Raw genomic sequence first — 19528 nt, 5'->3', positions numbered from 1 at the left:
CGTGCGGTGCGGGGGCCCGCCGGACGCTCAGCCGTACATGCCGAGCAGTTGCTCCGCCGACAGTTCCGTCACCGGTTCGCCGGCGGCGCCCGGCAGCGGGAGTTCGAACCACACGGTCTTGCCCCGATGGGTCCGCCGCGTGCCCCACCCGGCGGACAGCAGCCCGACGAGCTGGAGACCGCGACCGCCCTCGTCGGTGTCGCGCGCCCGGCGCCGCCTCGGCTGGGCGAGGTTCGCGTCCCACACCTCGCACACCAGGGTGCGGTCCAGCAGCAAGCGGAGTCGGATCTCCCCCTCGCCGTACCGCAGGGCGTTGGTCACCAGCTCGCTCACCAGCAGCTCGGTGGTGTCCAACAGCCCCTCCAGGCCCCACGCCGGCAGCTTCGCCCGCGCCAGCTCCCGCGCGCGCCCCACCGACCGGGCCTCGCGCGGCAACTGCCAGTCCCCGACCGCGTCGACCGGAAGCCCCTGCACCCGTGCCATCAACAGGGCGATGTCGTCCTCGCCGTGCCGGGTCTCCAGGCTGTTCAACACGTGGTCGCAGACCTCCTCCAGCGGTCGGGCCGGGTCGGCCAGCGCCTCGCGCAGCCCGCTCAGCCCCTCCTCCAGCGGGTGGTCGCGCGATTCGACGAGCCCGTCGGTGTACAGGGCGAGCAGCGCCCCCTCGGGGAGGTCGACCTCCACCTCCTCGAACGGCTCGCCGCCCACGCCCAGCGGCATCCCGGGCGGCACCTCCAGCAGCAGCCCGGGGCGCGGCGGGGCGCCCTCCTCCGCGGGCTCGACCAGAACGGGTGGCATGTGGCCGGCGTTGGCGATGGTGCAGCGGCGGGTCACCGGGTCGTAGACGGCGTAGACGCAGGTCGCGAGGTAGACCTCCGAACGGTCCGCGTCGCGCGAGTGCAACGCCGCCCGCGAGGCCTGCTGCGAACCTCCCGGCGCGCCGAGGCCGCGCGCGACCTCGTCCAGCGCGGAGAGCACCTCGGCGGGTTCGAGGTCCAGCAGGGCCAGGGTCCGCACGGCCGTCCGCAGTTCGCCCATCGCCACCGCGGCGCGCAGCCCGCGCCCCATCACGTCCCCGACGACCAGCGCCGTGCGGTGCCCGGGCAGTTCGATGACGTCGAACCAGTCGCCGCCGACCTCGGTCGCCGCGTTCCCGGGGAGGTAGCGACAGGCGATGTCCAGGCCCGCCGCCTCGGGGTCCCCGGGCGGCAGCAGGCTCCGCTGGAGGATCAGGGCCCGCTCGTGCTCGCGCCGGTAGAGGCGGGCGTTGTCGATGCAGACGGCGGCCCGTGCGGCCAGCTCCACCGCGACCGCCCGGTCGCGTTCCCCGAACGGTTCGCTGCCCTTCGCCCGGGAGAACTGCGCGAGTCCGACCACCGTGTCGTGGGCGACCATCGGCACGACCAGTGTCGACTGCACGAGCTCGTCGGAGCCGCCGCCCTCGACGAGTCGGGGGCGGGCGGTCCGCAGGGCCAGCGCGCCCGGCGACCCGGCCGGGTAGCGGTGTGTCTCGCCCACGGAGACCGGCGTCCCCGGCCCCGACAGCGGGGTGTCGGACACGGCGGAGGCGAAGGCGACCCGCCGCACCGGCGCGGACGGCGCGCGCCCCGTGCCCTGCCCGGGTACGGCCGGCAGCTCCCGGCGGCGGCCCTGTGGCCGGGCGGGCCGGTCGTCGTCGCCGAGCAGCAGTCCCTGATAGAGGTCGACGGCTGCCAGGTCGCAGAAGCCGGGGACGGTGACGTCCAGGAGTTCCCGGGCGGTGGTCTCCAGGTCGAGGGAGTTGCCGATCCGGTGCCCGGCCTCGTTGAGGAGGGCGAGGTTGCGCCTCACCCCGGCGGCCTCGCGGGCCGCGAGGTGGCGGCGGGTCACGTCGATGCCTATCCCCGCGATACCGATGGGGCTCCCGGTGCCGTCGTGCACCCGGTAGAGGTTGATCGACCAGTGGCGGTCCTCCCGGCTGCGCGGGGTGGCGCCGGTGATCCTCAGGTCGTTGACGGACTCGCCGGTCTCCAGCACCCGTCGCAGGGCCTCGGCCATCCGGTCCGCCTCGTGCGGCGGCAGGTAGTCGTGGACCGTGCGGCCCCGGTGCTCCTCCGCCGCGCCGCCGAAGACGGTCGCGAAACGGCGGTTGGCCCGCTGGACCGTGAGGTCCGTACCGAACAGCAGGAAGCCGAAGGGAGATTGACCGAATATGGCCTGCGAGGCGGCGAGGTCGGATTCGATCCGGCGCAGCGCGCGTACGTCGACGACGACGCAGAGGGCGGCCCGCCGTCCCGTCTCCGTCCGGGTGGGCATCACGTAGATCTCCGCCACCCCGTGCGCACCGTTCCCGTCGGGTATCCGGAAGGGGATGTGACCGGTCCACTCCTGCCCGTCGAGGATCTCGGCGACCTTTCGGTGACCGCCGGCGCGCAGCTCCGGCGGCATGAAGGCGTCGACCGGGTCGCGTCCCACCGCCCGGGAGGCGGCCAGGCCGAAGAGTTCCTCGGCGCGCAGGCTCCACTGGTCGATGAGGCCGTTCGGCCCGATCGAGAAGGAGGCGACCTTTATGTGGTCATATATCGAGCCAGGCAGGCTGCTGTGCCACAGGGAGTCGTGCCACGCCTCCCCGCTCACGCGGGCCTGATGTGCCTGTGCAGGTATCTCGCTCACGCGACCGTCCCCTCCAGCTCACCGCAACCGGACCGGCCATGACCGAAGTATTCAGCACCACGGCCCGGGACGGCACGGCGTTCACGATCACAAAAAGGTCCCGTTGTTTTGAGCCATTCTGGATGGTGGTCGGCCACCCTTCCCCTTGTTACTCACCAGGAAGTGCCAACTCGAACCACACAGTCTTGCCCGACTTCTCGTGCCGGGTCCCCCAGCGCCGCGCCGAGGCGGCCACCAGATGCAGGCCCCGACCGCCCTCGTCGTCCGCTTCGGCGACCCGCTCGCGGGGCGGATCCGGAAGCGGATCGGAGACTTCCACGAGAAGCGCCGGCCCCGAGGCGGCGTCGCCGGCGGCGGGATCGCGCCGCTCCAGACGGACCCCGATGGGGCCGGAGGCGTAGCGCAAGGAGTTGGTCACCAGCTCGCTGACCAGCAGGACGGTCACATCGCCCACGGATTCCAGTCCCCAGGCGTGGAGCTTTCCGCGCACGGCGTGGCGAGCGGTGCGGACGGCGCCGGGCTCGGCCGGGAAGGCCCACTCGGCGCACTCACCGTCTGTGTCGATCACGCCGATCACTTCCCGGGCCACGACGGCCCCAGTCGGGGTTCAGCAGGGACGTTTCGGAGACGAGATGGGGACAATGGCGACATACCCGATATTCGAGGCCTCGTACCACCCCTTCCCCCACCCACCGGCGCACTGTGGCGCAGACGGGCTACGGCGTGAGCCGCGATGCGCCCCCTGGTCCGCGCGCTCGCCCGCGGGGCCCGACTTCCCGCGGACCGAGGGGCGCGGGTCGCGGAGGGGCAGGGCGCTCACCCCCGGAGGGACAGCCGGCGGCCGGCTTCCGCGACCGCCGGGCGGTCCTGGTCGAGCCAGTCCACCGAGTCCAACTCGTCCGGGCCGAGCCAGCGCAGTTCGTCGTGGTCCTCCAGCGGCGCCGGGACCCCGGACACCAGCCGGGCCGTCCATACGTGCAGGACCAGGCCGGGCCTGAGCGGCCACTCGCCCGGGATCCGCTCCAGCGCCTCGGTCTCCACGCCCAGTTCCTCGCGCAGTTCGCGCACCAGCGCCTCGGGGACGGTCTCGCCCGCTTCGGCCTTGCCGCCCGGGAGTTCCCACCGGCCGGCCAGCTCGGGCGGCGCGCTGCGCCGGGCGGCCAGCAGGCGCCCGTCATGACAAAGGGCTCCGCCCACGACCACGCGTACAGTCATGGGCGGAGCCTATGTCAGCGCGCCGACAGCCCCGGCGCCCGGTTCGTCACTCGGACCGTCGATCAATTCGTGGTGGCGGTCTGGGAGCCCTGACCGACCCGCTCGACCCAGTAGAGCTGCTTGTGTCCTCGGTCGTCGAGGCTGTCGACGACCTTCTGGGCCTCGGCCCGGGTGGCGTACCGGCCCACCCGGTAGCGGTTGCCGTTGTCGTCCTGACGTATGACCAGCCATGAGAGCAGGGCACCGCTGTCGTTCATCGCGTTTCACCCTCCGCCGATGTGCCTGCCCGGGAAACCGCATTGCGCATATGCCGGAGCTTACGCCCGACCTTTACTGAGCGGATACGGTTTTTCACGAAGAGGCACCTGGCAGGCGTACGCATCCGGCCACGCGTACGAACACACCGCGCGTACACCGGCGCACATCCAGTACCGCGCGGTCACACGGCGCACGACCCGGCGGGGATCACGCGCCGGGGGCCGCGGGCCGGGGAAGCGGGGTACCGGGGAAGGGGCGCCCGGGCGGGCGAGCGGGGCTCCGCTCGCCGCGGGTCACCGCACCGGCAGGTGGTACGCCAATCGGTAGCGGTCCGCCGGCACGACCACATCGGCGGTCTCCACGGCCATTCCGGAGGCGTAGTAGGTACGGCTCACCACCAGGACCACATGTCCCGGGACGCCGCCCAGCAGCGCGATCTCCTCCGCGAGCCCCGGCCGCGCGCCGACCTCCTCCACGACGTTGTCCACCACGACGTCGATCGCGGCCATCCGTTCCACCACGCCGGAGCCGCCCAGCGGGCCTTCCTCCGGCAGCATCACCGGGGTCCGGCCGGTCACGGCCAGCGGCTCCCAGGACGTCGAGAGCATCATGGCCTCGCCCGCGTCGCGGAAGACGTACCGCGTCCGCATGACCCTGTCCCCCGGCGCGACGCCCAGTCGCTCGGCGATCTCCGGTGACGCGTCCGCCTGTTCGCTGTTCGACTCCCAGGTGCCGCGCGCTGCCGCGTCCGCCTGTTCCTGGCGGAACGGTGTGGACGGCCCCCCGGTCCGGTACCCGGAGCGGGCCACCCTCCGGGGCACGGGTTGTTCGCGCACGTACGTACCCGAGCCGGAACGGCCCTCCACGAGGCCCTCCGCCATGAGGACCTTGCGCGCCTCCAGCGCCACGGTGTCGGACACCCCGTACTCCTCGCGGATGCGGGCCTGCGAGGGGAGCCGGGCGTGCGGGGGCAGGGACCCATCGACGATCTTCTGTCGCAGATCCCCGGCGACGCGCAGATAGGCCGGCTGCTCACCGAAAGTCACTGGCCACTCCCATCAGGTTGACAGACAGCTACACCCTGGCAACCCATGGTTGTGCGCCGCAAGCAGAGGCCAGAGTTTCACCCGATGTGATGAAGCCTGGTCACTCAAACCCGTTACCGCGCGTTACCTACCGCCCTGCCGCGGACAGCCCCTCGTGGCCCGCCTTCACACCCGCTCGGACGACGGACCGTTCCCGGAACCGCCGCCCGCGTCCCCCGGGCCCGTCCGCAGCCAGTCGGGGACGTCCGTCGACAGCCCGTACGCCCCGCGCAGCGCCTTCTGCGTGGCGACCGAGACCGCTCCCAGCGCCCGCTCCCGCGCCTGCTCGAACCGGTCCGGCGTCGACGCCTGCCCGGCCCGCCGCCATTCCTCGCGCGCCGCCTCGACCTCCTTGAGCCGCGCCGCCGCCGGAGCGGCCGTCTGCGCGGACGCCGTGGAGGCGGCCTCCAGCATCCGCGCCTCGGCGCCGAGTGCCACCTCGACCTCCCGCGCCCACGTCCGGTGCTCCGCCGGCGCGCCGTCGACGTCCGCCTCGGGCTCCCGCCCCACCGCCCGGTCGGCCCCGTTCATCGCCCGCAGGAACGTCACCTGATCCGGCCTCAGGTTCCCCTCGTCGTTGCGCAGGGTGCCCCGGTGCCCCTCGCCGGGGGTGCCTATGACGCACACCAGCCGCCGGTCCCCGACGTGCCACGCGTCCGGCGACGGCGCGAAGTAGTACATGTCCGCGTGGTCGGGCAGGGCCCAGCTGTCCATGGCGAACTCGTCCTGCCACTTCCAGCACGTGTCCGTCGCCTCCCTGTTGAGGCGCTCGGCTCCCGGGAACACGCCGTCGTCCATGATTTCCACGAACGTCACCTCCGCGTGGTGCGCGTCCGCGCACTTCGTCGCGTAGACGTGGGTGCGCTCGGCCAGGAGGTCACCGCCGGGGACGTTGAAGCAGTCGCCGGACTGCAGTTGGTCCAGGTCGGTCAGCTGGCCCTCGACGTGCCGGCCGGCGGGCGCGGAGCCGAGGCGCTGGAGGAAGGGGTCCGCGTACCGGCCCGTGGCGTACACCAGGGCCGCGCTCATCGCCAGGGACACCACCAGGCCCACCACGGCCAACGCCCTTCCGCGGTCGCCCCTGCGTGAGATCCGCACCAGCGCGACGACGGCGAAGACCAGGCCGAGGGGCGGCAGGCACAGCAGCCCGACCGGCAGCGAGGCGACGGCGAAGCCGTTGAGGGCGGGCGGCAGCGGGGTCACGGGCGAGCCCCACACCGACGGCACGGGCCGCGGCCACGAGTGACCCGGTCCGGCGGGAGGCGGCGGGGGCCAGGAGTGGCCCGGTCCGGCGGAGGGAGGCGGTGGGGGCGAAGTGGTCACGAGGCGGAGGTGCTCCATCACAAGGGCGCGCCGGGGCGCGGGGGCGCGGGGCGCGGACGATTGCGCGCATAGTACGAGGCGGGGGCGGCCGGTCCGCCGGTCGCCCCCGCCCTCACTGCCCGGCCGCGCGGGCGGGGTGACGCGGTGGCCGCGCGGAGGCCGTTCGGCCGCCGGGGCGTGACCCCAACCTGCCGCGGTTCCCGGCAGGTTGGCCCTTCGGCACGCCGCGGGAGGCGGACGGACGGGTAACATCCGCGCCGTACGACCTCGTGGACGAGCGAAGGCGATCCTCATGACGTACGCACTCCCCGGTTACGTCTGCTCCCGAGACGACACGCGGGCGGACGTGGTGACCGCACGGTGGTGCTGCCCGGCGTGCGGCGGCCCATGGGACCTCGACTTCACGCCGGACCCGTCCGCACCTCTGGAACCGGCGGCCGGCCCCTGGTCGCTCTGGCGGTACGCGCCCGTACTGCCGATGCCCGGGGAGGTCCCGGTCTCGCTCGGCGAGGGGCACACCCCGCTGGTGCCGCTGACGCAGCGGATCGACGCCAAGCTCGACTTCCTGATGCCGACGCTGTCCTTCAAGGACCGGGGCGCGGTGATGTTGGCGGAGCTGGCCCGGCGGCTGGGACCGGAACGGGTGGTCGCGGACAGCAGCGGCAACGCGGGGACGGCTTTCGCGGCGTACTGCGCGCGGGCGGGGCTGGACTGCGAGGTCTTCGTGCCGGAGGGCACCTCGGAGAAGAAGACCGGGCGGATGCGCGCGCACGGGGCGGCGGTCCGGGTGGTCCCCGGCGGTCGAGAGGCGGCGGCGGAGGCGGCGCGGGCCGCCGCCGACGCGCCGGGGGTCTTCTACGCCAGTCATGTCTTCAACCCGTACTTCCTGCACGGGACGAAGACGTACGTGTACGAGATCTGGGAGCGCCTCAGGGGACGGCTCCCCGAGGCGCTGGTGGTCCCGGTGGGCAACGGCACGCTGCTGCTGGGCGCGGCTCTGGCGGTGGAGGAGCTGGCCCTGCGCGGTGTCCGACCGCCCGCGCTGATCGGGGTGCAGGCACGGGCGGTGGCCCCGCTGGCGGAGGCGTTCGCGGCGGGCGCGGACGACGCGGAGCCGGTGGCGCAGCGCCCGACCCTGGCGGAGGGCATCGCCATCGCGGCCCCGCCGCGGGCCCGGCAGATCCTGGCGGCGGTCCGCAAGTCGGGCGGCGCCATCGTGTCGGTGCCCGACGACCGCCTCCGCGCGGCCCGCGCGGACCTGGCCCGACGCGGCCTGTCGGTCGAACCGACGGCCGCCGCCTGCTGGGCCGCCGTCCACCCCGACTCCCCCGACTCCCCGTTGGGGAACCGCACGGCGGTCATCCCGCTCTGCGGCGCCGCCCCGTCCGATCCGGCCGCCGTCTGACGCCGGGAGGCGCGGGGGCGCGGCGCCCACCCGCGTCCCCGTCCGAAAACGGCCGGCTCCCCGCCCCCACCTCTGGTGGACTGACCGTATGACAGCCACCGAGACCACCGCCGACCGCGCCCGCGCCTTCGCCGCGCTCCACACCCCCGCCTCCCCGCTCGCCCTCGCCAACGCCTGGGACGTCGCCGGGGCCCGCATCGTCGAGGCGGCCGGCGCCGCGGCCGTCGCCACCACCAGCGCCGGTGTCGCCTGGTCGCTCGGCTCGCCCGACGGCGACGCCCTCGCCCGTGAACGCGCGCTCGACCTCGTCGCCCGCGTCGCCGCCGCCGTCTCGGTACCCGTCACCGCCGACATCGAGGGCGGTTTCGCCGCCGACCCCGCCGGTGTCGGCGAGACCGTCGCCGGTGTCCTGGCAGCCGGCGCGGTCGGCATCAACATCGAGGACGGCAACCGCGTCCCCGCCGACCACGCCGACCGCATCGCCGCCGCCCGCGCCGCCGCCGACGCCGCCGGTGTCCCCCTGTACATCAACGCCCGCGTGGACACGTACCTCTTCGGCCTCGGCGACCCCGACACCCGCCTCGACGCCACCCTCGCCCGCGCCGCGACCTACCTGCGGGCCGGGGCCTCCGGCGTCTTCGTGCCCGGCGTCACCGACCCCGCCACCGTCGCGGAACTCGCCAAGGGAATCGACGCCCCGCTCAACGTCCTCGTCGGCCCCGGCGCCCCGACCGTCGCCGAGCTCGGCGCCCTCGGCGCGTCCCGCGTCAGCCTCGGGTCGGCGGTGGCCGGGGCCGCGTACGCCGTCGTGCGCCGCGCCACCGAGGAGCTGCTCACCACCGGCACGTACGGCGCCCTCCGGGACGGCCTCCCGTACGGGGAGTTGAACAGCCTGCTCAAGGGCTGATCCGGCGGGCCCCGACCGCCCGGTCCGCTCGGCGACGGCCGCTCCGGGCGGTCCCTCGCGCACGCCTTCGGCCGGGCTTCGACCCGGCTCGGTCCGGGCGTCCCTGCCCGTAGGCTCCCGAGGTGCGCACATCCAAGATCTCCGGTTCCGTCTGGGTCGCCCTCGCCCTCGTGTACGTCCTGTGGGGTTCGACCTATCTCGGCATCCGCGTCGTCGTGCGGACGATGCCGCCGTTCCTCTCCGCCGGGGCCCGGTTCATCACGGCCGGGCTCCTGCTGGCCGGGATCGTCGCCTGGCGCTTCGGCCCGTCCGCGCTCCGCGTCACCCGAGCCCGGTTCGGCTCGGCGGTACTGGTGGGCCTCCTGCTGATCCTGGGCGGCAACGGCCTGGTGGTGCTCGGCGAGACCTCCGTCCCCTCCGGCCTCGCCGCCCTGCTCATCGCCGCCGTGCCGATGTGGCTCGTGATGCTGCGGGCGGCCACCGGCGACCGGCCGCCGCCGCGCACCGTCGCCGGGGTTCTCCTGGGCCTGATCGGTCTGGCGGTGCTGACAAGTCCGGGGATCGGGGGCGAGGTGCGCCTGTCCGGGGTGTTGCTGGTACTGGCCGCCTCGGTGCTGTGGGCGCTCGGTTCGTTCTCGGCCTCGAAGCTGCCGCTGCCCGCCAACCCGTTCGCGGGCAGCGCGTACCAGATGCTCGCGGGCGGGATCGGCGGCATCCTCACCGGTCTGGCCCGGGGCGAGCAGCACGCTTTGCGCCCGGCGGAGTTCTCCACCGCCTCCTGGCTGGCGCTCGGCTACCTCGTGCTCTTCGGTTCGCTCGTCGCCTTCACCTCGTACGTGTGGCTGCTGCGTTCCGCGCCACTGTCGCTGGTGTCCACGTACGCCTACGTCAACCCGGTCGTCGCCGTCGCGCTGGGCTCGCTGATCCTGGACGAGCCGCTGACCTGGCCGATCGTGGCCGGTGGGGCGATCGTCGTGGCGGGGGTGGGGCTGATCGTGAGCACCGAACGCGGCTGAGTTCCCGGGTCAGCCGCGTGCGGCCCGTTCGTACAGGGCCTTCGCCCGTTCGTCGTACAACGCGGCGGTGGAGTCCACGTCCGTGTCGCCGCCGCTGAGTACCCCGATGAGCCGGCCCGGCCGGCCCGGGCCGCCCCGGTCGGCGATCCACGGACTTCCGCTGGTGCCCGTCCAGAAGCCCGAGCAGCTGATGTACAGCATGGCGGGGTCGTCCTCGTCGTGCCGCGTCTGCGTGGTGCAGGACACCGGCTTGTTCTGCGGGTTGCGGTCCGACTCCGGGTAGCCGACGACGGTGACCTCCCGCTCGTACCCGGAGGTCCAGTCGGGCTTCGGCGCCTCGTCGCGGCCGACGCGGTCCTGGAGGCTCCGGCCCTCCTCGTCGGGCTCGACGGTGAGGAAGGCGAAGTCGGCGGTCTCGTCGCCCCACTTCGTCCAGCGGTCGTCCACGTGGACGGAGCGGACCTTCCACAGCCCGAAGGGCCGGGTGCCCGAGCCCGCCCCGGAGAAGCCGGGCGCGAAGGCGAGGCCGCCGAGTGCGGGACCGTCGTGCGGGGGCTCGGCCGGTTGCCCGTCCTCACCCGCGGGCGCCACGCAGTGCGCGGCGGTCGCGACCACGTTGCCCTTCGGGCTGTCGACGACGCTGGCCGTGCACCAGTGCTCGCCGCCCGCCATCAGGACTCCCACGGTGGGGAACGGGTGCACCGTCCGGTCGCCCGTCCCCTCGACGAACGCGACGCCGAAGACCGCCGCGATCCCGGCGGCGGCCAACGCGGCGATGACGGCGCGTCCCCTCACCACCGGGCTCACGGCACGTCTGGGTCGGGGGTCGGCGCGAGCATCACCTTGCTGATCCACTCCAAGGAACCCTCCCTCATGCCCCGCACGTAGGACTTCCCATTGTGCTCGCCATCCTGGATCACCTGGAGCCGGGTGTGCACGGGACCCTTCCCGTACTCCCGCATGAACTTCTCGACCTGCTCGCGGCCGCTCTCCTTGGTGCCGATCTGGAAGTTGACGTAGACGTCCGGGCCGCCCGCCCTGACCAGTTCGGCGGCGAGCTTCTCGGGATTGTTCTCGTCCATGGCCTTCCGGTTCCCCTTCCACAGAGGGGAGTCGGGGACGATGTCCACGCCGCTCGCGATGACGGCCTTGAAGCGGTCGGGGTACTTGAGAACGTGCTTGAAGGCGCCGAAGCCGCCCGAGGAGGAGCCCATGAAGGCCCACCCGTCGCGGGAGGTGAAGGTACGGAAATTGGCCCTGGTGAAGTCGGGGACGTCATCGGCCATCCAGGTGCCCATCTTGGGCTGCCCGGGGATGTCCGAGCCGTCGAAGTGGTGCTTGGTGTCGGCGTTGATCACCGGCATGACGAGGATGAACGGCAGGCTGGTGCCGGCCTTGACGCCGTCGGCGACGGCCTGCTGGAGCCCGAGGCCGGGGCCGGTCCCCCAGTAGTTGGTGGGGTAGCCGCGGCCGCCGGGCAACGAGATCAGGACCGGGAAGGCGCTCTTGGCGTACCTCGGCTCGTCGTACTCCTTGGGGACCCACACCCACACGTCGCCGGTGAAGCCGGACTTCGGCCCGCTCAGGGTGGTCTTCGCGATCTGGGTGCCGTCGGGCAGCCGGGCGGCCCGCACGAACGCGGCCCTCGGGCCGGTGGGCATGCGGACCCCCTTGGGCATGTCCACGGCGGCCGCGGCGGTCTCCTGGGTCTTGCCGAAGGCGACCGGCTCGCCCACGCCCGAGAAGAAGCCGGTCCTGTACGCCGCCACACCGCCCCCGGCGACGAGGGCGAGGGCGAGGCCGCCGCCGAGGAGGAGCAGACGCCGGCGGCCGCGGGCCTTGCCCTTCGCCCCGGTCGCGCCGTCCGGGGTGGCCCTGGTCGCGCCCTCCGCGGTCGCGCCGGTCGTGCCGGCGCCCGTGGTCGTCCTGCTCTTCGGGCCGGTCGCCGTGCCCGCCGCAACGCGGGGCGTCGCGGCCGCCGTGATGCCGGTCATCGTGCCGGTGGTCGGGCCGGTCGTGGGACCGGTGGTCGGGCCGGTCGTCGGGCCGCCGTCGCCTTGCTGGTCTTGCTGCACGGATTGTTCCCGTTCCTTCTCCGGCGCTCATGGCGAGCACGGGTCGGACCGATTGGTCCCCCTTACACCCCTGACAGAGGTGTGAACGACGCTATGGGTTGCCTGGGACGGGTGCGACGTGGCGGGAGCCACGCGGGGGACGGACTCCCCCGGCGGGCCGGCGACTCGGCCCGGGGGAGCGGTGCACGGGCTCGGGACCGGTCCGGGAAACGGCGCGGCCGACGTTTGCGCAGGTCACGCCCGGTGCTGCGGAATCCGGGGCGTTCGTCAGCCGGCTGCCGGCCGCGGGCCCTTCATCACCTTGCTGATCCATTCCAGGGAGCTTTCCTTCATCCCTCGGACGTAATGCCAGCCGTTGTGTTCGCCGTTCTGGATGTCGTGGATGGTCGTCTTGACGGGGCCCTTGCCGTAGTCGCGCTGGAACGCGAGCATCCGGTCCTTGCCGGTCTCCCTCGTGCCGACCTGGAAGTTGATGTAGACGTCCGGTCCGTTGCCGTCGATCAGCTTCCGGGCGAGCTTCTCCGGGTTGTTCTCGTCCATCTCCGTCTGGTGGCCCTTCCAGAGCGGCGAGTCGGGCACGATCTCCCCACCACTGGTGATCACCGCCTTGAACCGGTCCGGGTGCTGGAGGACCTGCTTCATGCCGACGAAGCCGCCCGAGGAGGAGCCCATGAAGGCCCACCCGTCGCGGGACTTGTACGTGCGGAAGTTGGCGCGGGTGAAGTCCGGGACGTCCTCGGCGAGCCAGGTGCCCATCTTGGGGCGGCCGGGGATGTCGGAGCCGTCGTAGTAGTACTTGTTGTCCGGGTTGAGCACCGGCATGATCAGGATGAAGGGCAGGCTGGTGCCGGCTTCGACGCCCTCCTCGACGGCCTTCTGGAGGCCGAGGCTGCGGTCGGACCAGTAGTTGGCCGGGAAGCCGTTGCCGCCTGGCAGCGAGATCAGGACCGGGAAGGCGCTCTTGGCGTACTTCGGGTCGCCGTACTCCTTGGGCGTCCAGACCCAGACGTCGCCCTCGAAGCCGGACTTGGCGCCCGCGAGCCGCGTCCTGGCGATGACCGTGCCGTCCTCCAGCTTGGCGGTCTGGGTGAAGTCGGACCGCGGGCCGGTCTCCATCAGCACGTCCGGGTCACCGCTCGGCGTGGGCGCGGCCGAGGGGGACGGGGTCCGCGCGGCCTTGTCGTCACCGTGCGCGGCGGGCGAGGGCGTCCTGCCGGAGGTGACGGCCCGGCCGTCGCCGGAGAACCACTCGTGCTTCCAGGCGGCGAAACCGCCGCCCCCGACGAGCAGCGCGACCACGAGGCCGGCGCTGATCCATATCGCGTGACGGGACCGCCCGGGGGTGGGGCCGGCGGTCGTTTCGCGGGGCCGCGGGCTCTGCGGGGACTGGGGCACGGACGTCGCTCCGAACGCTGAACCGGGTGGGGCATCTGCTGGTCTGATGTGCGAATCCTGCCGGGAGTTCCGGGACGGGACAAAAATCCCACCGGCGGAACGAGCATCCGGCGCGTCTCACCTCAGGTCGTCGAGCACCCGCGCGCACCGCCCCAGCAGCTCGATGAGCCGCTCCCGCTCCTCCGCGCCGAACTCGGCCGCCAGCTGTCGCTCCACGCGCACCGCCGCCGTGTCCGCCAGCTCCATCACCGCGTGCCCCTGCTCGGTGAGCCGGGTCTCCAGCACGTTGCGGTGCCATTCGTGCGGCGTCCGCTCGATGAGCCCGCGCTCCTGGAGGTTCTTCAGCACGGTGTTCATGGTCGGCGGGGTCACCCCGCACAGGCGGGAGAGCGCCGCGGCGGAGATGCCCGGCTTCTCGGAGAGCCAGAGCAGGGCGGCGTACTGCGGGACAGTTACGGCGGCCGGCTTGAGGGCCGTGTTCTTCGCCGCGAGCAGCGCCTGCTCGGCGCGCTTGATGTGCGAGCCGATGCGCTCCTCGGCGGGCAGGGAAGTCATGCGGGCATCCTACGACCCTTGCAAGCATTAGAGCCCTAACGCACATTCGTGCTCACCCGACCAGAAGATCACACAGAACGGGACGCCCTCACATGCGCCTCAGCTCGAAGGCCCTGCCCTTGGCCGCCGCCCTGGCCACGATCCTGACGTCGGCCGCCACGCCGGCCCTGGCCGCGGCACCCGCGGCGTCCGCCCCGCGGGTCTCCACCGCCTTCACGCTGCCCGGCGGGAAGGTCTATCCGGAGGGCATCGCCGAGGACGCCCGTACCGGCACGGTCTACGTCGGCTCGTACGCCGACGGCTCCGTCTACCGCGCCCGCCCGGGCCAGGGCGCGGCCGAGGTCTTCCTCCCGGCCGGGACCGACGGCCGCCACACCGCGAACGGCCTGTCCGTCGACGCCCACGGCCGACTGTGGGTCACCGACTCGACCAAGGGCGTCGCCGTGTACGACACCCACAGCGGCGCGCGCCTCGCCCACTTCGACACCCCGGGCGACGCCCCGTCCTTCGTCAACGACCTGGCCCTCACCCCGGACGGCACCGCCTACCTCACCGACAGCCTCCGCGCGGTGGTCTACCGCGTCACCCCGGCCCGGCTCGCCGCCGGCTCCGGCCCCCTGGAGCCGGCCTACGACCTGAGCGGCCGGGTCGCCCCCGGCCCGCCGGGCAGCGTCACGTTGAACGGCATCGTCGCCGACCCGGCCGGCCGCTTCCTGCTGACCGTCGACATGACCGCGGGCGACCTCCACCGGATCGACCTGCGCACGGGCGCCCTGTCCCGCGTGACCCTGAGCGGCGGGGACCTCAAGCACGGCGACGGCCTCCAGCTCTCCCCCGGCGGCGTCCTGCGCGTGGCCCACAACGCCACGGACACCCTGACCCGCTGGCAGCTCACCCCGGATGGCACGCGCGCCCGTCTGACCCGGACCCTCACGGACCCGGATCTCCAGATCCCCACGACCCTGACCCACACGCCCGGCCGCACCCTGGTGGTCCGCTCCCAGTTCGACAAGGGCGGTCCCATGACCCCCTCCACCGGCACCCCGACCACCTTCACGGTCGCCTCGGTCCGCGGTCTCTGACCCGGAACCACGAAAAGGGGCCGACCCCCACCGGGGTCGGCCCCTGCCGCCGCCTCGGTCCCCGCCCTCCGCCGGTACCGCCGGCGGGGGCGGCCCGGCGGGGTGTCAGGCGGTGGCCACGCGCAGGACCACCGACAGCGAGCTGACGACCAACAGGCCGAGGATCACCCGGCGGAAGCGCGCGGCGTTCAGGCGGCTGAAGGCCTTCTCGCCGACGAAGATCCCGATGAGCAGCGCGGGTATCCCGACGAGGAGCATCCGTCCGACGGTCGCGGTGAGCTGGCCGCTGATCCCGAAGCCGACCAGCGCGGCCAGGCTGGTGCCGGAGAACACGACGCCGAGCGTGGCCCGCTGGACCCTGGGCTCCAGCTTCATGCTCTGGAACGCGGCGACCATGGGCGGACCGTCGATGCCCGTGGCCGCGAAGGAGGCCCCGGAGAACATCCCCACCGCCATCACCGCGCCCAGACCACCGCCCAGCGTGATCTTCCGCCACACGATGAACGTGCCCAGCAGGACCACCGCCGCGATGACGAACAACAGCACCCGCGAGGAGAGGGTGGTCAACAGCCACACCCCGATCGGCACTCCGGCGAGCCCCGACAGCAAGGTGGCCGTCATCAGCCGGCGGTCCACGTGGCGCCGGTCGCGGACGGCTATCCACAGGCTGAGCGGGGCGGCCATGATGCCGGCCACGACCACCGCGCTCGCCGGGTCGATGAGCAGCGCCAGGGGTGGGACGGCCACCAGGGAGAAGCCGAATCCCGCCGTGGTGCGTACGACGGAGGCGACGGCCAGCACCAGGAAGGCGCCGAGGAGGATCATCATGGGGAACGGGTCTCCAGGTTGGGCGGCGTGGTTCAGACGACGTGGTTGGTGAGTTCGCCGATCCCCTCGACGGAGACCGTCACCCGGTCGCCGCGCCGCAGCGGTCCGACACCCGCGGGGGTACCGGTGAGTATCACGTCACCAGGGTGCAGTGTCATGGCCGAACTGATGTGACTGATCAGGCGGTCGACGGTGTGCACCATGTGGGAGCTGTTGCCGTCCTGTCGGGTCTCGCCGTTCACGCGGGCCCGTACCCCGACCGCGCTGACGTCGAGTTCGGTCTCCACCCAGGGGCCGATCGGGCAGAAGGTGTCCGACCCCTTGGCGCGCCACCACTGTCGGTCCGGTCCCTGGAGGTCGCGGGCGGTGACGTCGTTGGCGCAGGTGTAGCCGAGGACGTGCGCCGGCACCTGCTCCGGTGTCAGATCGCGGCAGGTCCGGCCGATCACCGCGGCGAGCTCGGCCTCGTGGTGGAGCTCGTCGGTGTAGGACGGTTTGACGATGGCCTCGCCCGGCCCGATGACCGCGCTGCCCGGCATGAGGAACACGAGTGGCTCCTCGGGCACCTCGTTGCCGAGTTCCGCGGCGTGCTCGGCGTAGTTCCGGCCGATGGCCAGGACCTTCCCCGGGGTGACCGGGGCGAGCAGCCGCACCTCGCGCAGGGGGAACCGGGGGGCGTCCGGGGGCGCGTCCAGGGGGCCGAAGGGGCCGCCGATGAGCGGGACCACCTCGTCGTCGGCCAGGATGCCGTGGCGGATCGTGCCCGCCTTCTCGAACCTCACGATGCGCATGTGCCGCTTCCGTTCTCGATCTCGTACTCGTTCTCGGCGGGGGTGGTGTGTCGCGGCAGGGCGCGCAGCAGCAGCTCCGCCAGGTGCCGGGGACGGTGGGAGCCCTCCTGGGAGATCTGCGTCCGGCAGGAGAAGCCGTCGGCCACCACGGCGGTGTCCGGCCCGGCGGCCCGCAGCTTCGGGTAGAGCTCCCGTTCGGCCGCGCCCTGGGAGACGTCCCAGTGACCGGGCTCGTAGCCGAAGTTGCCCGCCATGCCGCAGCAGCCGGCGGAGACCACGTCCGCGGTGACGCCGAGCCGGCGCAACACCTCGGCCTCGGGGCCGTGGCCGTGGCCGGCCTCCTGATGGCAGTGCGGCTGGAACACGGCGTCCTGGTCGAGCTTTCCGAACGGCCAGGGACCGCGGTGGTCGGCGACCACTTCGGCGAGCGTGCGCACCTGCCGGGACAACCGGCGCACGACCGGCGAGTCGGGCAGTTGTTCGGCGGCCTCCTCACGCAGGGTCTGGGTGCAGGAGGGTTCCAGGCCGACGATGACGCGGCCGGCCTCCAGGTGCCCCCGCAGGGCGCCCACCGAACGGCCCAGCACCGCCCGCGCCGTCCCCAGTTGGCCGGTCGAGTGCCAGGTCAGGCCGCAGCAGACCGGTCCGTCGGGCAGGACCACCTCGTACCCGAGGGCTTCCAGGACGCGGGTGGCGGCCTGGGCACCGCGGGGGTCGAGGAGGTTGCTGAAGGTGTCCGGCCACAGCACGACGGTGCCGGCGGAGCCCGCCGGGACGCCCGCCCCCGTACCGGCCGCCGCGCCCGCGGGGACCGGCTTGCGGTAGCGGAACCACTGCCGGAACGTCTGCGCGGGCAGTTCCACCAGCGGCCTGCGCGTCTCCAGCCCGGCCAGGGAACTCAGCCGGGTCGCGAGCGGCGAGCGGCGGGTCAGCCGGTTGAGCGTGAGCGGGGCCACCGACGCCAGCCGGGCCAGCGCCGGCAGCCATCCCAGGGTGTAGTGGGCCCGCGGTCTGAGCCGGCCCTCGTAGTGCCGGTGCAGGAACTCCGACTTGTACGCGGCGATGTCGACGTTGACCGAACAGTCGCTCTTGCACGCCTTGCAGGAGAAGCACAGGTCGAGTGCGTCCCGGACCTCGGTGGAACGGTAGCCGTCGGTGATCGTCTCGCCGCGCAGCATCTCGCTCAGCACCCGGGCGCGCCCCCGCGTGGAGTGCACCTCGTCGCGGGTGACCTGGTACGAGGGACACATGTGTCCGGTGTCGTTGCGGCAGGTGCCGACGCCCGTGCAGCGGTGCACGGCGTTGGTGAGCGAGCCCTGGTCTTCGCCGAAGCGCTGGATCGTCGGCAACTGCCTGCGGTCGCGGCCCGGGCCGGGGCGGACCTGCTCGTCGAAGGGGACGGGGTCCACGATGATGCCGGGGTTGAGCATGTTGCCCGGGTCCCAGATGTCCTTGAACGCGGCGAAGGCGCCGATGAGTTCCGGCGAGTAGGTACGGGCCAGGAGCTCGGAGCGGGCGCGGCCGTCCCCGTGCTCGCCGGAGGCGCAGCCGCCGTGCTCGACCACGAGGTCGCCGGCGGCCGTGATGAACTCCCGGTAGCCGGCGATGCCCTGTTCGGTGCCCAACTCCCAGTCGACGCGGACGTGCAGGCAGCCCTCGCCGAAGTGGCCCGTGATGGTCCCGGTCCGCCGGTGTTCGGCCATGAGGGCGTGCAGGTCCCGCAGGTAGCCCGACAGGCGCTCCGGCGGGACGGCGGAGTCCTCCCAGCCGGGCCACGCCTGCCGTCCGTCGGCCATTCGGGTGGCGATGCCGGCGCCGTTGCGGCGGATCGACCAGATCGCCGCCGTCTGCTCGGCGTCGGCGGTGATGAAGCTGGTGGCGTCGGTCGCACGGGCCAGGCGCTCGGCGTTGGCGAGGGCGTCGGCCTCGTCGACGCCCTCGATCTCGCAGTACAGCCAGGCCTCGCCGCGCGGCAGCAGGTCGATGCCCGGGGCGCGACCGCCCCGCGAGCGCAGCGCCTCGACCAGCGGGGCGTCCAGCCCCTCCACGGTCAGCGCGCCGGCCTTCGCCAGCGAGGGCGCGCAGTCGGCGGCGGCATAGACGTCGGGGAGGCCGAGCACGAGGAGCACCCTGGCGGCGGGGATCGGGGTGAGCCTGATCCTGGCACCGAGCAGGACGCCACAGGTGCCCTCGGTGCCCACCAGCGAACGGGCGACGTGGAAGCCCTTCTCGGGCAGCAGGGCGTTCAGTCCGTAGCCCGACACCTGTCGGCCGAACCGGCCGAGTTCGGTGCGCAGCGGCGCGAGGTGCCCGTCCCTCAGCCGCTTCAGCCGGCGGTCGATGTCCGCGTCACCGCTGGAGCCCTGGTCGGCGCGGATTCGGCGGCCGTCGGCGAGCAGCAGGTCCACCTGTTCGGTGATGTCGGCGGTCGTGCCCCAGGCCACCGAGTGGGCGCCGCAGGCGTGGTTGCCGATCATCCCGCCGATGGTGCAGCGGGAGTACGTGGAGGGGTCGGGGCCGACGGTGAGGCCGTGCTCGGCGGCCCGGTCCCGCAGGGTGCCGAGGACCACACCGGGCTGGACGGTGGCGGTGCCGGCCTCGGGGTCGAGTTCCTCGATGCGGTTCATGTACCGGGAGAAGTCGAGGATCAGTCCGGTGCCGATGGAGTTGCCGGCGATGGAGGTGCCGCCGCCCCGGCAGGTGACGGGGACGCCGTGCTCGATGGCGGTGCCCACGGCGATGGCCGCCTCTTCCGCGTCGCGCGGCTCGAACACCGCGGTCGGCATGACGCGGTAGATCGAGGCGTCGGACGTGTAGGCGGTTCGGGTCCGCACGTCCGTGCGGGCGGCGGGCAGGCGTGACTGCAGGTGCCTGGTGAAGTCGTCGTTCATGGCGTCTTTCCCGGGTGGGCGGGTGGGGCGGCGGCGGTCTGGGGCGGTCC

General features: G+C 73.2%; 17 protein-coding genes. 4 read left to right on the top strand and 13 right to left on the bottom strand.

Annotated features, from left to right (window positions below):
• Window positions 1–27 precede the first annotated feature (27 nt).
• From E6R62_RS14835 to E6R62_RS14810, 6 genes are all read right to left on the bottom strand, one after another.
• The gene (locus E6R62_RS14835; protein ID WP_206308730.1) at window positions 28–2643 is read right to left on the bottom strand and encodes a SpoIIE family protein phosphatase; all 2616 of its coding nucleotides are present in this window, start codon (window positions 2641–2643) and stop codon (window positions 28–30) included.
• A gap of 157 nt (window positions 2644–2800) precedes the next feature.
• Window positions 2801–3229, bottom strand: a complete 429-nt coding sequence (locus tag E6R62_RS14830) for an ATP-binding protein (protein ID WP_136213991.1) — start codon at window positions 3227–3229, stop codon at window positions 2801–2803.
• A gap of 239 nt (window positions 3230–3468) precedes the next feature.
• Window positions 3469–3867: a (deoxy)nucleoside triphosphate pyrophosphohydrolase gene (locus tag E6R62_RS14825; RefSeq protein WP_136213882.1), complete on the bottom strand. Its 399-nt coding sequence runs from the start codon at window positions 3865–3867 to the stop codon at window positions 3469–3471.
• A 62-nt stretch (window positions 3868–3929) separates the two neighbouring features.
• Window positions 3930–4124 (bottom strand): SPOR domain-containing protein, encoded by a 195-nt coding sequence (locus E6R62_RS14820; RefSeq protein ID WP_136213881.1) that lies wholly within the window; start codon window positions 4122–4124, stop codon window positions 3930–3932.
• Window positions 4125–4418: 294 nt separating this feature from the next.
• Window positions 4419–5171, bottom strand: a complete 753-nt coding sequence (locus E6R62_RS14815) for a GntR family transcriptional regulator (RefSeq protein WP_136213880.1) — start codon at window positions 5169–5171, stop codon at window positions 4419–4421.
• A 165-nt stretch (window positions 5172–5336) separates the two neighbouring features.
• Entirely contained in the window at window positions 5337–6413 is a 1077-nt protein-coding gene (locus tag E6R62_RS14810; RefSeq protein WP_168714056.1) for a DUF4190 domain-containing protein, read from the bottom strand.
• Between the two features lie 412 nt (window positions 6414–6825).
• On the opposite strand from E6R62_RS14810, the gene E6R62_RS14805 reads away from it, so the two are divergent.
• The 3 genes from E6R62_RS14805 (at window position 6826) to E6R62_RS14795 (ending at window position 9861) form a co-directional block, all read left to right on the top strand.
• Window positions 6826–7938, top strand: a complete 1113-nt coding sequence (locus E6R62_RS14805) for a pyridoxal-phosphate dependent enzyme (protein ID WP_136213878.1) — start codon at window positions 6826–6828, stop codon at window positions 7936–7938.
• Window positions 7939–8026: 88 nt separating this feature from the next.
• Window positions 8027–8845 carry an isocitrate lyase/phosphoenolpyruvate mutase family protein gene (locus E6R62_RS14800; protein ID WP_136213877.1) on the top strand — a complete coding sequence of 273 codons (819 nt, stop codon included), beginning with the start codon at window positions 8027–8029 and terminating at the stop codon, window positions 8843–8845.
• Window positions 8846–8967: 122 nt separating this feature from the next.
• Entirely contained in the window at window positions 8968–9861 is an 894-nt protein-coding gene (locus E6R62_RS14795) for an EamA family transporter (RefSeq protein ID WP_136213876.1), read from the top strand.
• Between the two features lie 9 nt (window positions 9862–9870).
• Here the strand turns inward: E6R62_RS14795 and E6R62_RS14790 are convergent, their stop codons facing one another.
• The 4 genes from E6R62_RS14790 to E6R62_RS14775 all read right to left on the bottom strand — a co-directional run bounded on the left by E6R62_RS14790 (window position 9871) and on the right by E6R62_RS14775 (window position 13886).
• Entirely contained in the window at window positions 9871–10659 is a 789-nt protein-coding gene (locus E6R62_RS14790) for a serine protease (protein WP_240801678.1), read from the bottom strand.
• A 5-nt stretch (window positions 10660–10664) separates the two neighbouring features.
• Window positions 10665–11936, bottom strand: a complete 1272-nt coding sequence (locus tag E6R62_RS14785; RefSeq protein WP_240801677.1) for an esterase family protein — start codon at window positions 11934–11936, stop codon at window positions 10665–10667.
• Window positions 11937–12203: 267 nt separating this feature from the next.
• Window positions 12204–13331: an esterase family protein gene (locus tag E6R62_RS14780; RefSeq protein WP_136213874.1), complete on the bottom strand. Its 1128-nt coding sequence runs from the start codon at window positions 13329–13331 to the stop codon at window positions 12204–12206.
• Between the two features lie 117 nt (window positions 13332–13448).
• Window positions 13449–13886, bottom strand: coding sequence for a MarR family winged helix-turn-helix transcriptional regulator (locus tag E6R62_RS14775; RefSeq protein ID WP_136213873.1), 438 nt, complete (start codon window positions 13884–13886; stop codon window positions 13449–13451).
• Window positions 13887–13978: 92 nt separating this feature from the next.
• On the opposite strand from E6R62_RS14775, the gene E6R62_RS14770 reads away from it, so the two are divergent.
• Entirely contained in the window at window positions 13979–14968 is a 990-nt protein-coding gene (locus E6R62_RS14770) for an SMP-30/gluconolactonase/LRE family protein (RefSeq protein WP_136213872.1), read from the top strand.
• 105 nt (window positions 14969–15073) lie between these two features.
• On the opposite strand, the gene E6R62_RS14765 is transcribed toward E6R62_RS14770, so the two are convergent.
• Genes E6R62_RS14765 through E6R62_RS14755 form a run of 3 tightly spaced genes read right to left on the bottom strand, consistent with a single transcriptional unit; the run spans window position 15074 to window position 19478 of the window.
• Window positions 15074–15796 carry a sulfite exporter TauE/SafE family protein gene (locus E6R62_RS14765; RefSeq protein WP_136213871.1) on the bottom strand — a complete coding sequence of 241 codons (723 nt, stop codon included), beginning with the start codon at window positions 15794–15796 and terminating at the stop codon, window positions 15074–15076.
• Between the two features lie 32 nt (window positions 15797–15828).
• Window positions 15829–16587, bottom strand: a complete 759-nt coding sequence (locus tag E6R62_RS14760) for a fumarylacetoacetate hydrolase family protein (protein ID WP_136213870.1) — start codon at window positions 16585–16587, stop codon at window positions 15829–15831.
• Window positions 16575–19478, bottom strand: a complete 2904-nt coding sequence (locus tag E6R62_RS14755) for an FAD-binding and (Fe-S)-binding domain-containing protein (RefSeq protein WP_136213869.1) — start codon at window positions 19476–19478, stop codon at window positions 16575–16577. Before E6R62_RS14755 ends, E6R62_RS14760 begins: the two co-directional genes overlap by 13 nt.
• Window positions 19479–19528 lie beyond the last annotated feature (50 nt).

Origin of the sequence: Streptomyces sp. A1136 (assembly GCF_004795055.1) — a bacterium.
In the GTDB taxonomy this organism is placed as follows: domain Bacteria; phylum Actinomycetota; class Actinomycetes; order Streptomycetales; family Streptomycetaceae; genus Streptomyces.
The sequence above is the reverse complement of the archived record's forward strand: the minus strand, read 5'-3'. Positions and strand labels throughout refer to the sequence as shown.

What these genes read in the sequence shown, in the direction of transcription:
- E6R62_RS14825 (WP_136213882.1), bottom strand. Translation starts at nt 3,867, where the DNA reads ATGACTGTACGCGTGGTCGTGGGCGGAGCCCTTTGTCATGACGGGCGC.
- E6R62_RS14820 (WP_136213881.1), bottom strand. Translation starts at nt 4,124, where the DNA reads ATGAACGACAGCGGTGCCCTGCTCTCATGGCTGGTCATACGTCAGGAC.
- E6R62_RS14805 (WP_136213878.1), top strand. Translation starts at nt 6,826, where the DNA reads ATGACGTACGCACTCCCCGGTTACGTCTGCTCCCGAGACGACACGCGG.
- E6R62_RS14800 (WP_136213877.1), top strand. Translation starts at nt 8,027, where the DNA reads ATGACAGCCACCGAGACCACCGCCGACCGCGCCCGCGCCTTCGCCGCG.
- E6R62_RS14775 (WP_136213873.1), bottom strand. Translation starts at nt 13,886, where the DNA reads ATGACTTCCCTGCCCGCCGAGGAGCGCATCGGCTCGCACATCAAGCGC.
- E6R62_RS14770 (WP_136213872.1), top strand. Translation starts at nt 13,979, where the DNA reads ATGCGCCTCAGCTCGAAGGCCCTGCCCTTGGCCGCCGCCCTGGCCACG.
- E6R62_RS14765 (WP_136213871.1), bottom strand. Translation starts at nt 15,796, where the DNA reads ATGATGATCCTCCTCGGCGCCTTCCTGGTGCTGGCCGTCGCCTCCGTC.
- E6R62_RS14760 (WP_136213870.1), bottom strand. Translation starts at nt 16,587, where the DNA reads ATGCGCATCGTGAGGTTCGAGAAGGCGGGCACGATCCGCCACGGCATC.
- E6R62_RS14755 (WP_136213869.1), bottom strand. Translation starts at nt 19,478, where the DNA reads ATGAACGACGACTTCACCAGGCACCTGCAGTCACGCCTGCCCGCCGCC.